Genomic DNA, 16,065 nt, shown 5'->3' with positions numbered 1-16,065 from the left:
GTGCAAGTCGGGGGTGCCCGGCCGGGCATGGCCGGTCCGGTTCAGGAGATGCCGAGTTCGTTGTCGATGAAGTCGAAGAGCTCGTCGTCGTCGCCCGCGCCGAGTCGGGCGACCAGCGCCGTGGTCGGGTCCGCGGGCGCGGTGGCGCCGAGCCGGTCCAGCAGTTCGTACAGCCGGCTCACCGCGCCGGCGCGGAAGTCCTCGTCCGGGACCCCGCCGTCGGCGAGCAGGCCGGTCAACGAGAGCCGCCACCGGTCGAGTTCGGCGAGCAGCGAACCGGTTCCCGGGGCCGGCGGCGCGGCGAACAGGCGCTCGCGCAGGTGTTCGGCCAGTGCGATCGGGGTGGGGTGGTCGAAGATCAGCGTGGAGGGCAGCGCCAGGCCGGTGCCGGTGTTGATCCGGTTGCGCAGCTCGATCGCGCCCAGTGAATCGAACTCGGTCTCCAGGAAGCCGCGTTCGGGTTTGATCGCGGCCGGTCCGTCGTGTCCGAGGATGGCCGCGGCGGTGAGTCGTACGAACAGCAACAACTCGCGTTGTTGTTCGTCCGTCGGGCGGCCCGCGAGCCGCTCCCGGATTCCGGTCGCGGGCCTGCGGGCGGCGCCCGCGCGAGTCGAGGTGCCGCGTTGCGCGGGCACCCGACCGGGGGTGGCCGCGCGGGCCAGGTCGGCCAGGAGTTCGGTCGCCGCGTCCGGGCGCAGCGCGCCGGTGTCGATCCGGGCCGCCACGGGCGCCGGGAGCGGGGTGTGCATGGCACGGTCGAACAGGTCGAGGCCGGTTTCGGTGCTCATCGGGGCCAGGCCGCTGCCCGCCATCCGGCGGCGGTCCACGTCGGTCAGGTGCGCGGCCAGGCCGCCCGCCTGGGCCCACTGGCCCCAGGCGATCGAGGTCGCGGGCAGGCCGTGGCTGCGTCGGTGGTGGGCGAGCGCGTCCAGGAAGGTGTTGGCGGCGGCGTAGGCCGACTGGCCGGGGTTGCCCAGGACGCCGACGGCGGACGAGTACAGCACGAACGCGGACAGGTCCAGGTCGGCGGTGAGCGTGTGCAGGTTCCACGCGGCGTCCACCTTGGGCCGCAGCACGGCGTGCAGCCGCTCGGGGTCGGTGGTGGTGAGCGCGCCGTCGGCGACCACGCCGGCGGTGTGCACGACCGCCGTGAGCGGGTGGGCGGACGGGATGGTGGCCAGTAGCTCGGCCAGGGCGATCGGGTCGGCCACGTCGCAGGCGGCGATCTCCACCTCGGCGCCGGCCGCGGTCAGTTCGGCGCGCAGTTCGGCGGCGCCGGGTGCGGCCGGGCCGGTGCGGCCGACCAGCAGCAGCCTGCGGGCGCCGTGCCCGGTGACCAGCCGGCGGGCGGCCAGGGCACCGAGCGCGCCGGTACCGCCGGTGATCAGCACGGTGCCGGTGGGGTCGATGCCGGCCGGGGTGGGCGGGATGGTCAGCACCAGCTTGCCGGTGTGCCGGGCCTGGCTCAGTCGACGCAACGCCCGCACACCGTGCCGGACATCCCAGGCGGTGACCGGCAGCGGGGTGAGCGTGCCGGCCGCGAACAGCGGTGCCAGCGCGGCCAACATCCGGCCGATCCGGGCCGGTTCGAGGGCCAACAGGTCGAACGCGTGGTAGTCGATGCCGGGGTGGGTGGCGGCGACCGCGTCCGGCTCGCGCAGGTCGGTCTTGCCCATCTCGACGAAGCGCCCGCCGGGTGCGAGCAGCCGCAGTGAGGCGTCGGTGAACTCGCGGGCCAGCGAGTTGAGCACCACGTCGACGCCGCGTCCGCCGGTCGTGCCGCGGAAACCGGTCTCGAAGTCGAGGGTGCGCGAGGAGGCGATCCGGTCGTCGGCCAGGCCCTGGGCACGCAGCGTGGGCCACTTGGCCGGGCTCGCGGTGCCGTGCACGTCGGCGCCCCGATGGCGGGCCAGTTGTACGGCGGCCGTGCCGACTCCGCCGGTGGCGGCGTGGACCAGTACCGATTCGCCGGCGCGCAGGCCGGCGAGTTCGATCAGGCCGTGATACGCGGTCAGGTAGGCCACCGGGACGGTTGCCGCCCGGGCGTACGTCCAGCCGGCCGGGATCGGGGTCAGCAGTCGGTGGTCGACCACCGCGTGTGCGCCCAGGTTGCCGGGGAGCAGCCCCATCACCCGGTCGCCGACCGCGAGTTCGGTGACGTCCGGGGCGATCTCCAGGATCCGGCCGGCGCCCTCCGCCCCGATCCGGGCGGCCCCGGGGTATCCGCCGAGCGCGATCAGTACGTCGCGGAAGTTCAAGCCGGCGGCGCGCACCGCGATCCGCACCTGGCCGGGCGCCAGGGGGGCGGCGGCCTCGGGGGCGGGCAGCAGCGCGAGGTGGTCGATGCTGCCGGGTTCGGTGACGTCCAGGCGCCAGGGGGTGGGCGGGGCGGGTGGTTCGAGGGCGTCCTCGGGGCGCACCGGGGCCAGCCGGGGTGCCAGGATCGCACCGGCGCGCAGCGCGAGTTGCGGCTCGCCGCCGGCCAGCGCGGCGGGCACCGCGGCGGCCGAGTCGGGGTGTCGGTCCAGGTCGAGCAGGCGAAGTCGGCCGGGGTGTTCGCCCGCCGCCGCCCGCACCAGACCCCACAGGCCGGCGGCGGTCAGGTCGCGGACGTCCTCGCCGGCGTGCGTGGCGACCGCCTCGTGGGTGACCAGGACGAGTTCGGTGTCGATCAGGCGTGGTTCGGCCAGCCATTCGCGCAGCAGCGTGACGGCCCGTTCGGTGACCGCGTGGGTGGCGACGGCGGTGCCCAGGGCCGGGATCGGCCGTTCGAAGGGCACCAGCGCGTACGCGGGCGGCGGCGCTCCGGCGGCGAGCGCGGTGCGCAGCGCGGCCAGGTCGGGCAGCACCCGGACCGCCCGGCCGAACTCCGCGGTGTGGGCGGCCGATCCCGCCGGGTTCGGGTCGCCGTCGCCGAGCACGACCCAGTCGCCCGGCTCACCGACGGCCTCGGCGCCGGGCACCGGATTCGGCAGCGGCACCCAGTGCACCTGATACCAGGCGTCCTCCGCAACGGCCGGACGAGCGCCGAGTCGTTCGGCGGGGATCGCCCGAAGGGTCAGCCGGTCGATCGACAACACGGGCGTGCCCTCGGCGTCGGTCGCGGTCAGCGCGACCGCGTCCGGACCGATCGGCGCGATCCGTACCCGCAGTTCGCGGGCACCGGCGGTGTGCGCCCCGACCCCGGCCCAGACGAACGGCAACCGGGTGGGCCCGCCCGCCGGGCCGCCGGGCAGCAGCCCGACCACGCCGTGCAGTGCGGCGTCCAGCAGAGCCGGGTGGATCAGGTGGCCGGCCTCCTCGGTCGGCTCCGGCAGCGCGACCTCGACCAGCAGGTCGTCGCCGTCTCGCCAGGCGGCGAGCAGGCCGCGGAAGGTCGGGCCGTAGTGGTAGCCCAGCTCGGCGAGCCGCTCGTACAGGTCCGCCACCTCGATCGCCGCGGCGCCCGGCGGCGGCCAGGCGCCGTCGGCGCGGCCGGGTTCGGCGCTCTCGACCGGGCTCAGCCGGCCGGCGGCGTGCCGGGTCCAGTCGTCGGCGTCGGCGGCCCGCGAGTGCACGGTCACCGGCCGGGTACCGTCCGCCTCGGCGGCGCCCACCGCGAGTTCGATCCGCACGGTGCCGGTCTCGGGCAGCACCAGCGGTGCGGCCAGAACGAGTTCGTCGATGCCGCCGGCCCCGGCCTGCGCGGCGGCGTACAGCGCGAGGTCGACGAACGCGGTGCCGGGCAGCAGGACCGAGTCGTGCACGGCGTGGTCGGCCAGCCACGGCGTGCGGTGCGACAACACTCCGGTCCAGACCAGGCCGGAGCCGTCCGCACGGGCGAAACCCGCGCCGAGCAGCGGGTGTTCGCTCGGATCGAAGCCGGCGGTGCTCGGGTCGGCGCCGGGCCGGGGCGCGTCCAGCCAGTGTCGGCGGCGTTGGAAGGCGTACGTGGGCAGGTCGACGCGGCGCACCGCGCGGCCGGACCAGACCGGGCTCCAGTCCAGCGGTGTCCCGGTGACGTGCAGTCGGGCCAGGGCCAGGGTGAAGGTGTGTGCTTCCGGGCGGTCGGCGCGCAGCGCGGCCAGCACGACCGGCGCGGGATCGTCCAGGCTTGCCAGGGTCAGGGCGGTGAGCACGGCGTCGGGGCCGAGTTCGAGGTAGGTGGTGGTGCCGAGTTCGGCGAGTCGGCGGATGCCGTCGCGGAAGCGGACCGCCTCGCGGATGTGCCGGACCCAGTAGTCGGGATCGGCCAGTTCGGCGGCCTCGGCCACGTCCCCGGTCAGGTTGGAGACGATCGGGATGCGCGGTGCGGCGAAGGTCAGGCCCGCCGCTACGGCGCGGAACTCGTCCAGGACGGCGTCCATGTGCGGCGAGTGGAACGCGTGGCTGACCCGCAGTCGTCTGGTCTTGCGGCCGGTGGCACGCCACTTCGCGGCCAACTCGTCGACGATCTCGGCGGTGCCGGAGACGACCACGGAATCGGGGCTGTTGATCGCCGCGATTCCCGCGTCCGCCTCGTGCCCGGCGACCAGTTCGGCGATCTCGCGTTCGGTGCCCTGGAGCGCGACCATCGCGCCGGTCGGCGGCAGCGCGCCCATCAGCCGGCCGCGGGCCACCACCAGGGTCGCGGCGTCGGCCAGGGTGAGCACGCCGGCGATGTGCGCGGCGGTCAGTTCGCCGATCGAGTGGCCGATCAGGTGATCGGCGCGGATTCCGTACGACTCGGCGAGTCGGTACAGCGCGGTCTCCACCGCGAACAGCGCGGGCTGGGTGTACTCGGTCGCGTGCAGCAGCGCGGCCTCGGGGCCGGCCGGGTCGGCGAACAGCAGGTCGCGCAGGGAGCGGCCGAGGGCCGCGTCCAGGTGCACCAGCGCCTCGTCCAGGGCCCGGGCGAACACCGGTTCCACCGCGTAGAGTTCGCGGCCCATCCCGACGCGTTGGCTGCCCTGGCCGCTGAACAGCACGGCCAGCGATCCGGCCGCTCGGGCCTCGCCTCGGCTCAGGTTCACCGCGTCGAGTCCGTCGGTCAGCGCGTCCAGGCCGCGCAGCAGGTCGTCGCGGCCGCTGCCGGTGAGCACGGCGCGGTGGGCGAGGGTGTCCCGGCCGTCGGCGAGCGCGAAGCCCACGTCGCCGAGCGCCACTTCCGGGTGGTCGGCGAGGTGGCCGCGCAACCGCGCCGCCTGGGCGCCCAGCGCCTGCTCGCTCGCGGCGGACAACAACCACGGGCCGGCCTGGTCGGTGCCGCCGGCCGGCGGGGGCGGTGGGGCCTGCTCCAGGATGACGTGTGCGTTGGTGCCGCTGATCCCGAACGAGGACACCGCCGCGCGGCGCGGCCGCTCGTGCCGGGGCCACGCGGTCCGCTCGGCGAGCAGTTCGACGCCGCCGCGCGACCAGTCCACGTGCGGGGATGGCGCGTCCAGGTGCAGGGTGCGCGGGAGTTCGCCGTGTCGCATCGCCTCGATCAGCGCGATCACCCCGGTCACCCCGGCGGCGGCCTGGGTGTGGCCGAGGTTGGATTTGACCGAGCCGAGCAGCAGCGGGCGGTCGGCGGGCCGGTCCGCGCCGTAGGTGGCGAGCAGCGCCTGGGCCTCGATCGGGTCGCCGAGCGTGGTTCCGGTGCCGTGCGCCTCGACCGCGTCGACGTCGGCCGCGCTCAGCCGGGCGTCGGCCAGCGCCTGGCGGATCACCCGCTGCTGGGCGGGGCCGTTCGGCGCGGTCAGGCCGTTGGAGGCGCCGTCCTGGTTGACCGCGCTGCCGCGCACCACCGCGAGCACCGGGTGGCCCAGCCGGCGGGCGTCGGACAGGCGCTCGACCAGGACCAGCGCGACGCCCTCGGCCCACGCGGTGCCGTCGGCGGCGGCCGAGAACGGCTTGCACCGGCCGTCGGGGGCGAGGCCGTGTTGCCGGCTGAACTCGGTGAACATGCCCGGCGTGGACATCACCGTGACGCCGCCGGCCAGCGCCAGGGTGCATTCGCCCGCGCGCAGCGCGCGGACCGCCAGGTGCAGGGCGACCAGGGACGAGGAGCACGCGGTGTCGACGGTCAGGGCCGGGCCCTCCAGGCCCAGGGTGTAGGCCAACCGGCCGGAGGCGACGCTGCTCAGGCTGCCGGTGAGCAGGTGGCCGCCGTAGCCCTCGGGCGCCTCGTGCAGCCGCGGTCCGTAGTCCTGCGGCATCGCGCCGACGAACACGCCGGCCCGGGTGCCGCGCAGCGTGCTCGGGGCGATGCCGGCCCGCTCGACCACCTCCCACGCGGTCTCCAGGAGCAGCCGCTGTTGCGGGTCCATCGCCGCCGCCTCGCGCGGGCTGATCCCGAAGAAGCCGGCATCGAACGTGTCGGCGTCGTGCAGGAAGCCGCCCGCGCGCACCGAGGACGTGCCGGGCCTGGCGAGTTCGGGGTCGTAGAGCGCGTCCAGGTCCCAGCCGCGGTTGTCCGGGAACGCCCCGATCGTGTCCGTTCCGTCGGTGAGCAGCTCCCACAGTGCCTCGGGGGTGTCCGCGCCGCCGGGCCACCGGCCGCCGGTCGCGACGATGACGATCGGATCGTCCTCGGCTGCGACCGGCGCCGGCGCGGCCCCGGACGATCCCGCATCCGCGGGCACGGTGCCGGCCGTGTGATCCGCGAGGTGGCGGGCCGCCGCCCGGGGGGTCGGGTGGTCGAAGGTCAGCGAAGCGGACAACGGGATGCCGCTCGCGGCGGCCAGCCTGTCCCGGAACTCCAGCGCGCCGACCGAGTCGAAGCCGAGGTCCTTGAACGTGCGGTCCGGGTCGACGGCACCGGGGCCGGCGTGGCCCAGTACGACGGCGGCGGTGGCACGGACCAGGATCAGCGGGTCCGGTCCGGTCGCGACGGCCGGCTCCGGCCCGGTGGCCGGGTCCGCCGGGGCGGGCGTGGCGGGCGTGGCGGCGGCGCGCGTGGCGGTGGGCGCGGCCGGCTCCGCGATCCAGTGCCGGGTGCGCTGGAAGGCGTACGTGGGCAGTGTGGTGCGGCGCGCGGTGGCCGGCAGCGCGGCGGTCCAGTCCACCGGTGTGCCGTGCACGTACACCTGGGCCAGCGAGGTCAGCAGCCGACGCGGCCCGCCGTCGCCGCGGCGCAGCGTGCCCACGGTCAGCGCGGGTGCCCCGGCGGCCTCGTCCGCGTCCAGGGTCTGCCGCAGTCCCATGGTCAGCACGGGGTGCGGGCTCGCCTCGACGAAGGTGCGCCGGCCGTCGGCGAGCGCGGCGCGGACCGCGTCCGCGAAGCGCACCGTGCCGCGCAGGTTGCGGTACCAGTAGTCGGCGTCCAGTGCGGTGGTCTCCAGCAGGCCGCCGGTGACGGTGGAGTAGAACGCGATCGGGCTCGGTGCCGGTGCGATCCCGGCGAGTTCGCGAAGCAGGTCGGCGCGCAGCGGCTCGACGTGCGGCGAGTGCGACGCGTAGTCGACCGGGATGGACCGCACGTCCACGCCGGCCTCGGTGTACTCGGCGAGCAGCGCGTCCAGGGCGTCCCGATCGCCGGACACCACGGTGGAGGCGGGCCCGTTGATCGCCGCGATGCCAACCCGGTCGGCCCGGTCGCCGAGTCCGGCGCGCACCTCGTCGGCGGGGCGCGGGACGGAGGCCATGCCGCCGCCGGGCGCGAGGCCGGTCAGCAGGCGACTGCGTCGGGCCACCAGCCGGGCGGCGTCCGCCAGGGTCAGCGCACCGGCGATGTGCGCGGCGGCGATCTCCCCCTGCGAATGCCCGATCACCGCGTCCGGGCGCACCCCGAACGCCTCCCACAGTCGGGCCAGCGAGACCATCACCGCGAACAACACGGGCTGTACCACGTCCACGCGCTCCAACGAGGGCGCGCCGGGCACGCCGCGCAGGACGTCGTGCGGCGACCAGTCCACGTGCGCCGCGACGGCGTCCGCGCAGGCGTCCAGATGGGCGGCGAACACCGGGGAGGCGTGGCGTAGTTCGACGGCCATGCCGACCCATTGCGAGCCCTGTCCGGGGAAGACGAACACGGTCGAGGTGTGCGGGTGGGCGCTGCCGGTCACCGCGCCGGCGGTCGGCACCGCGCCGGCCAACGCGGCGGTGGCCTCGGTGAGTTCGGCGAGATCGGCGCCGAGTACGACGGCCCGGTGCGCGAACGCGGTGCGGCCCTCGGCCAGGGTCAGCGCGACGTCCTGGGGCGCGGGGAGCTCGGGGTGCGCGGGGTGCTCGGGGTGCGCGGTGGTCGCCGCGTGCAGTCGCTCGGCTTGGCCGCGCAGCGCCCGGGGGTCGCGGGCGGACAGCGGCCAGGGGAGCACGGCGGCGGCCTCGGTGAAGGCGCGCGCTCCGGGCAGGTCGCGGGGGCGGACGGCGGGCGGCTCGCCCAGCACGACATGGCAGTTCGTCCCGCCCATCCCGAACGAGCTGACGCCGGCGAACAGTGGGCGATCCGGGTGCGGCCAGGGTCCGGGGGTGGTCTGTACCCGCAGGCCGGCCGCGTCCAGGTCGATCGCCGGGTTGGGCGTGGTGTGGTTCAGGGTCGCGGGCAGGGTGCGGTGCCGGATGCCCAGCACGGTCTTGAGCAACCCGACGATCCCGGACGCGCCCTCCAGGTGACCGACGTTGGTCTTGGCCGAGCCGACCGCGACCCGATCGGCGCCCGTTCGGCCCGCACCGTAGGCCGCACCCAGCGCGGCGGCCTCGATCGGGTCGCCGACCCGGGTGCCGGTGCCGTGCAGTTCGACGTATTGGATGCGCTCGGGAGCGACACCGGCCGCGTGGGCCGCCCGGCGCAGCACGTCGGTCTGCGCGCCGGTGTCCGGCACGGTGAGCCCGTCGGTGTCGCCGTCGCTGGTGATCGCGCTCCCGTGGATGACCGCGTGGATCGCGTCGCCGTCGGCCCGCGCCGCCGCCAGCGGCTTGAGCAGCAGCACCGCGCCGCCCTCGCCGCGCACGAAGCCGTTGGCCCGGGCGTCGAAGGTGAACGAGCGGTGGTCGGGCGAAAGGCCGCCGAAGCGCTCCGCGCCCACGGTGCTCTCCGGCGCGAGGTTGAGGTGCACGCCGCCGGCGAACGCGAGGGTCGACTCGCCGTTGCGCAGGCTCTCGCAGGCCAGGTGCACCGCGACCAGCGAGGAGGACTGCGCGGTGTCGACGGTCAGGCTCGGGCCGCCCAGGTCCAGCGCCCAGGAAAGCCGGTTGGCGATCAGGCCGCGGGCGACGCCGGTGAAGGTGTGCCTGGTGATCGCGTCCGTGCCGTGCCGGTGCACGACGGTGGACCAGTCGTTGGCGATGGCGCCGACGAAGACGCCGGCCCGGGTGCCGGCCAGAACTTCGGGTGGGAGGCCGGCGTCTTCGGCGGCCTCCCACCCGAGTTCGAGGAACAACCGCTGGTGCGGGTCCATCGCGTCGGCCTCGCGCGGCGAGATCCCGAAGAAGGCCGGGTCGAAGGCGTCCACCCGGTCCAGGTAGCCGCCGGGCCGCAGTTCGGCGCCGCGCCGGCGCTCGGCGGTGGGTTCGCCCACCGCGCTGACGCCCTCGCGCAGCAGCTCCCAGAACGCGGCCGGATCGGCGGCGCCGGGCAACCGGCACGCCGTTCCGATGACGGCGATCGCGGTGCCGTGCCGGTCGTTCCTGCTGGTGGTGGTGTTCTCGCGGCTCATCATCGCGGAGTGGTCGCCCCTCATCCGAACGGTCCGTTGCCGAACGGCGACGACTGCGCCGAACGGCCTCCAGATTCGTCCGCCGCACCCCACCGGAATAACCCCTGTCGATCCCCTACCGACCCCATAGGGGAGGACCCGCTTCAGCCGGCGATCTCCTCCTCCAACCACGGCGGCAGGTCGAGTCGGCGCGCCACACCGAGTTTGCGATAGACCCTGGTCAGGTGTTGTTCGACGGTGCTGACCGTGATGAACAACCGACGGGAGATCTCCCGGTTCGTCTGGCCCTGGGCGGCCAGCGCGGCGACCCGGCGCTCGGCGTCGCTCAGCCCCGCGCCGGGTTGTTCCTCGTCGACGGCCGCGGACGCGGCGACCATCGCGGCCGGCTCCGGGGCCCGCACCCGGCCGGGCTCGGCGACCCGGCCGGCCTCGCCGATCCGGGCCGGTTCGTGCAGCGCCGCCGGCTCCCGCGCCTCGGGTATCGCCCCGTCCCGGTCGGGCACCGCGGCCAGCCGGTCACTGCGCGACAACGTGCGCGGCGGCGCCGCCTGGCACACCTCGGCCAGGTGCTGAGCCCGCCGCGCGGCCCGCCGGGCCCGACCGAACTCGCCCAACTCGCGGTATGCGTGCCCGAGTTCGGCGAACACCAGAGACAGCTCGAAACGATCACCGCAGGCTTGCAGTTCGCGGATCGCCTCCCACAACAGCGCGGGTCTGCGCCGCAGTTCGACCACCGACGCCTGCACGCTCAGCGCCAGCCCGCGAGTCCGGGACGGCTCGTCGGGCAAGCGCTCGAACTGCTCGGCGAGCAACTCCCGGGCCGCGTCACGGTCGCCCAGCCGCACCTGGGCGCGGGCCGCCTCGACCCGCCACGGCACGATCCCGGGCAGGTCGATGCGCCACGCCGTCATCAGCTCGCCGCAGGACATGAAGTCGCGCAGGGCCGCGTCCGGGCGGTCGGTGGCCAGGTTGTACCGGCCGCACGCGTGCAGGTAGTGCAGCCCGGCCGGGGTGTGGAACATCGCCCCGGGAACCGGGAGTTCCAGGAATCGGGCGGCCTGCTCGTGGTCCCCTCGGGCCACCGCCGAGGAGATCCGCGCGGCCAACGGCACGCCCACCGCGACCCCCCAGCCCTCCGGCGCGATCCGGGTCAGCGCGGTCTTGGCACCGTCCTCGGCGCCGAGCAGGTCCCCCTGGCGGAGCGCGATCTCGCCGAGCACCGCGCTCAACATGGCGTGTGCGATCGGGCTGCGCCGGGCGGCGACCTGATCGATCAGCGCGACGCACCATTCCTGCGCCGCCGCGGCCCGGTCGGCGTAGACCAGCGCGGTCAGCGTGGAGGTGAGCGATTCCATCGTGGTGTCGTCCAGGCGCGAGCCGCGCAGGATGCGCTCGGCCCGGTCGTACACCCGATCGCCGTCGAGTCGGCCGGCCAGTACGGCGGTCAGCAGGTCCAGCCCCTCGATCCGGCCGATGGTCGCGGGCAGTACGGACACCTCCGGTTCCGGCTCGGGCGAGTCCGCGTCCACGGCCGGGTACCAGTACTTGAGCCAGACCCGGGCGGCCCGCGCCTCGGCGGCGGTGACCCGCGCGTCCGCCTCGCCGGGCCCGCAGGTGCGCCAACCGGCGTCGATCACGGCCTTGGCCTCGTCGAGCCGGCCGTACCAGGCCAGGTAGCGCACGCACACCAGCGCGTCGCGACCGCTGAGCCGGCCGTCCCGGACGGCGCCGGCCAACCACGGCACGTGTCGGGCCGCGGCGGCCGGGTTGACCAGCCATTCCAGTCCGATCAGGAACGCCTTGATGGATACCCGGGTGCATTCGTCCGGCGCGATCCGCTCGGCCAACTTGAGGTAGTCCACGGCGAGCCGCAGATCGCCCTCGGCGACCACCGCCTCGGCCGCCTCGCGCAGCGTGCGTACCGCCCACGGCGCGCGGAAGTCCCCGGCGCCCGCGAGGTGTTTGGCGACCGACTCGGACGGGGCGCCGTCGATGTGCAGCAGGGTCGCCGCCCGGGCGTGCCCACGCTCGCGATCCGGGCGGGTCATCGTGTCCAGCACCGCCGCCCGGGCCCGGTCGTCGCGGAATCGGCCGCAGGCCACCAGTCCGGCGTCGTTGAGGGTGCGCGCCGCGCGGGTGGCCGTGGCGGGTTCGAGTTCGAGCAATTCGGCCAGCCCCCGGGTGGTCTCCGATTCACCGAGCACGGCCAGGCCGCGGGCGACCTGCACGGTGGCCGGGTCGAGTCGGTACAGGCAGCCGACCACCGCCCGGCAGTACGCGTCCGCGACGGTGGGCCGCAGTGGGCGCCGGGCCGGGTCCAGGCGCGCGGCGGGGCCCATGTCCTCCAGCAGCGCCCGGATCAACAGCGGGTTGCCGCCGCTGAGTTCGTGCACGTCGGCGGTCAGCCGGGCGGCGGCGGCCGGGCCGAGTTCGTGACCGAGCAGTTCGCCGACCGAGCCCTTGCCGAGCAGGGCCAGGCGGATGCGCTGGTGATGCGGCTGGCGTTCGACGTCCGCGGCGAACGCGGCGAAGGCGGCCGAGGGCGGGGCGGCGTGCTCTCGCTCGCCGAGCAGCACCAGGACCGAGGCGCTGCGGATCCGGCGGATCAGGTGGGCCAGGAATTGCAGGGACACCGGGTCGGCGTGCTGGATGTCGTCGACCACCACCACGACCGGGCGCGCGGCGGCCAACGTCAGGATCAGCGCGCACAGTTCGTGCACCGCGCGCACCGTGGTGGCGTCCAACGCGTCGGTGCCGCCGAAGGCGGCGGTGTGCGCGCCGTCGTCCAGGAGCCGGTCGATCCGCTGCGCGTCCTCGTCCGGCAACGGCGCGGACTGGACGAGTTGGCGGACCACGCCGAGCGGGAAGTCCTGTTCCATCGGGGTGCCGACGGCACGCAGGAAGAGCGCGCCGTCGGCCGCGGGCCGATCGCCGAAGCTGTGCAGGAGTGCGGTCTTGCCGACCGCGACCGGCCCGCACACGGTGGTCACGCCACCGACGCCCGTCGCGCAGCGGGCCCGCGCGGTATCCAGTCGGCTGAGTTCCTCGGTTCGCCCCACGAAAAACACGTGCCACTCCCCCGGCGGAAATCCAAGTGTTTCCGCGTGTTGAATTCGCTATTAACTCTGATTAATATTTCCCCACGCACGTACCATGCCCGGCCCGAATCGCGGCGGGATATCCACGCCTCGATACGACCGGAACACGCGATTTCGGGGTCCGAGGTGCCGGGTGGGTGCCGGGCGGGCCGGCGGGTCCGAGCGGACCTCGGCAGCGGAGCGGGATCGTTCCGATCCTGGTCGGATGTACGGGCGCGACGGCCGAATGCCCCCGACTACCGGGCATCCGGGCATCGACCCGACGAACGATCCCTACGACGACGGATTCAGCGACACAGTCCGCTGGACATGCGGGCGAGATCCACGTCGAGGCGGGACACCAGGGCGAGTCGCGAGGCGCTCGCACCACGGGTCCCCTGCACGGCCATCTCCGAGGAAGAAGTAGAAAAGCTCCGAGCCGGTGATCCGGACTTTCGCTTCATAGCTGAACGGCAGTCTAGAAATCCGCCCGCGTCGCGTCAACACGAAGGTGTCGCGAAAGAAAGCCGACACCCGGACGCGCCGTTCGTCCGCTTATGCCGCGGACAGCACGCACGAACGACCCCCACTCGGACAATCCCGGCCAATTTCCCGATCACGCCCGTACCCACAAGGGTCGGTAGGGGTCCGCTAGGGGTGCTGGGGGTCGGCGCGACGCCACTACTTTCCTGGAAGTGCCGGCGGCGGCCGTTGCTCCGCCCTGGGCGTCTTCGCACCATCCCCCACTCTCGACAGGACTCGACCATGCGCGCCATCCGTCCACCCGGAATCGTCGGAGCGGCCTTGGCCGCCGCGCTCGTCCTGTCCGCCTGTACCTCCACCACCAAGTCCGGCAACGTCGCCGCCCAGGCGGACGCGGGTCCGCCGGTCCGAGGCGGCTCGGTCACCGTGGCGATCAACACCGAGCCGACCTGCTTCGACATCCACGTCAGTCCGCAGGACATCACCGCGTCCATCCAGCGCAACGTCTTCGACTCGCTGGTCGCCGAGGACGACCAGGGCAACTTCCGCCCCTGGCTCGCCACTTCGTGGGAGGTCGCGCCGGACCTGACCAGCTACACGTTCAAACTGCGCACCGATGTCAAGTTCACCGACGGCACCGCGTTCGACGCGAACGCGGTCAAGGTCAACTTCGACCGGATCGCCGCCAAGAGCACCAAGTCCCAGTACGCGGCCAGTCTGCTCGGCCCCTACACCGGCACCGAGGTGCTCGACCCGGCGACCGTACGGATCCGCTTCGCCAAGCCTTTCGCGCCGTTCCTCCAGGCCGCGAGCACCGCCTACCTCGGCTTCTACTCGCCACAGGCGCTGGCCGCGGCCGGCGACAAGCTCTGCGCGGGCGGCGCACAGTCGGTGGGCACCGGGCCGTTCAAGTTCGCCGCGCACACCAAGGGCCAGAGCCTGACCCTGGAGAACAACCCGGCGTACAACTGGGCCCCGACCGGAGCCGGGCACCAGGGCGCCGCCTACCTGGACAAGCTCACCTTCCGCTTCCTGCCCGAGGACTCGGTACGGGTGGGCGCGTTCGCCGGTGGACAGGTGGACATCGCCGGGTCGATCCCGCCGGTGAACGTCAAGGGCCTGGAGGGGCGCGCGGACGTGCGCATCCTGCGGCACGACTTCGCGGGCGCGGTGTACAGCCTGTTCCTGAACACCACCCGGGCACCGTTCGACGACGAGCGGGTGCGCAAGGCGGTACAGCGCGGGATCAACATCGGGCCGAACGTGCAGTCGATCTACTTCGACCAGTATCGGCGCGCCTGGGGCCCGCTGGGGTCGGCCACGCCCTCCTACGACAAGACGTTGGAGAACAGTTGGCCCTACGACCCGGCGCTGGCCGGGCGGTTGCTGGACGAGGCCGGGTGGACCGGGCGGGACGGGGACGGCTATCGCACCCGGGACGGCAAGCGGCTGAGCGTGCAGTGGCCGAGCGCGCCGGCGGCGGTGCGCGAGCAGCGCGACATCCTGGCCCAGGCGGTACAGGCGGACCTGAAGAAGATCGGCGTCGAGGTACAACGACCGGCACTGGATCTGGGCGCGTTCACCACGAACGCCTACGCCGGCAAGTACGACGTGCTCGACATGAGTTGGGCCCGGTTCGAGCCGGACGTGCTGCGGCTGTACTTCAACTCGTCGAACCTGCCCAGCGCGGGCGGGCAGAACGCGGCCTGGCTGAGCAACCCGCAGATCGACGGGTGGACCGACTCGGCGGCCGCGACGCTGGATCGGCCCACCCGGGACCGGCTCTACGCCCAGACCCAGGCATGGGTGATCGAGCATGCCGCGGTGGTGCCGCTGTACTCGGCGACGACGCTGTTCGCGACCGGCAAGCAGATCAACGGGCTGCGTCTGGACCCGAACGCCTGGCCACTGTTCCACGACGTGTGGAGCGCCCGGCGATGAGCTCCGCCGTGACCCCGGCCGAACCGGCCCGCCTGCCGCGCGTATTGCGTGCGGTGGGCGGGCGGCTGGTGGCGATCGCCTCGGTGCTGCTCGGCGCCGCCACGCTCGCCTTCGCCGGACTCAAGCTGCTGCCGGGTGATCCGGTGGCCACGCTGCTGGGCCCACAGACCACCGCGTCCCCGGCCGTGCGGGCGCAGATCCGCTCCGACTACGGCTTCGATGACCCCGTGATCAGTCAATATCTGCACTATCTAGGCGAGTTGCTGCACGGACGATTGGGTGAGTCCTATCAACTCCAGCAGCCGGTGTCCGCGCTGATCGCCGAACAGTTCGGCTCCACCTTCGAACTGGCCATGTCTGCGCTGGTATTGGCCGTGGTGATCGCCACGGTCTCGGCGCTGGCCACCGCCGGGCGCCGGTCGGCGCTGCGTTCGGCGCTCGGGGCTTGGGAGTTGGTCGCCGTCTCCACGCCGTCGTTCTGGCTGGGCATCGTGCTGCTGACGGTGTTCTCGTTCCGCCTGCAGTGGTTTCCGGTGGCCGGGACCGAGGGCGTGCAGACGCTCGTGTTGCCCGCCGTGACGCTGGCCCTGCCGATCGCCGGGGTGCTGGCCCAGGTATTGCGCGAGGGCCTGGAGAAGGCGCTGGCCGAACCGTTCGTGGTCACCGCGCGAGCACGCGGGCTCGGGCGTGGCGCGGTACGGGTCCGGCACGCCTTCCGGCACGCGGCGATTCCGTTGCTGACCCTGTCCGGCTGGCTGACCGGCACCCTGCTGGGCGGCACGGTCCTGGTCGAGAAGGTGTTCGCCCGGCCCGGCATCGGTGCGCTGACCCTCCAGTCGGTGAACACCAAGGACATGCCGGTGGTGATGGGCGTGGTGTTGCTGGCCGCCCTGGTGTTCGTGCTCATCTCGCAACTCACCGACGTGCTCTACGCCGTCATCGATCCACGACTGCGGAAGGGATGA

Annotated in this window: 4 protein-coding genes; 2 read left to right on the top strand and 2 right to left on the bottom strand. The window is 74.0% G+C overall.

Features of this window, described 5'->3' with window-relative positions; translation table 11 throughout:
• Positions 1-41 precede the first annotated feature (41 nt).
• Together ACFXMF_RS05695 and ACFXMF_RS05690 are read right to left on the bottom strand one after the other, a co-directional pair.
• Positions 42-9,623: a type I polyketide synthase gene (locus tag ACFXMF_RS05695; protein ID WP_380020538.1), complete on the bottom strand. Its 9,582-nt coding sequence runs from the start codon at positions 9,621-9,623 to the stop codon at positions 42-44.
• A gap of 119 nt (positions 9,624-9,742) precedes the next feature.
• Positions 9,743-12,667: an AAA family ATPase gene (locus ACFXMF_RS05690; RefSeq protein WP_379989960.1), complete on the bottom strand. Its 2,925-nt coding sequence runs from the start codon at positions 12,665-12,667 to the stop codon at positions 9,743-9,745.
• 774 nt (positions 12,668-13,441) lie between these two features.
• On the opposite strand from ACFXMF_RS05690, the gene ACFXMF_RS05685 reads away from it, so the two are divergent.
• Together ACFXMF_RS05685 and ACFXMF_RS05680 are read left to right on the top strand one after the other, a co-directional pair.
• The gene (locus ACFXMF_RS05685) at positions 13,442-15,100 is read left to right on the top strand and encodes an ABC transporter substrate-binding protein (RefSeq protein WP_360309749.1); all 1,659 of its coding nucleotides are present in this window, start codon (positions 13,442-13,444) and stop codon (positions 15,098-15,100) included.
• On the top strand, positions 15,097-16,065 hold the full coding sequence (locus tag ACFXMF_RS05680; protein ID WP_360309751.1) for an ABC transporter permease: 969 nt from the start codon (positions 15,097-15,099) through the stop codon (positions 16,063-16,065). Before ACFXMF_RS05685 ends, ACFXMF_RS05680 begins: the two co-directional genes overlap by 4 nt.

Source organism: Embleya sp. NPDC059213, from assembly GCF_042754445.1.
Lineage (GTDB): Bacteria > Actinomycetota > Actinomycetes > Streptomycetales > Streptomycetaceae > Embleya.
This window is presented reverse-complemented; position numbering and strand designations above follow the sequence as displayed.

Excerpts from the sequence above, each read along its gene's own strand:
- ACFXMF_RS05685 (WP_360309749.1), top strand. The coding sequence starts at position 13,442 with ATGCGCGCCATCCGTCCACCCGGAATCGTCGGAGCGGCCTTGGCCGCC.
- ACFXMF_RS05680 (WP_360309751.1), top strand. The coding sequence starts at position 15,097 with ATGAGCTCCGCCGTGACCCCGGCCGAACCGGCCCGCCTGCCGCGCGTA.
- ACFXMF_RS05695 (WP_380020538.1), bottom strand. The coding sequence starts at position 9,623 with ATGAGGGGCGACCACTCCGCGATGATGAGCCGCGAGAACACCACCACC.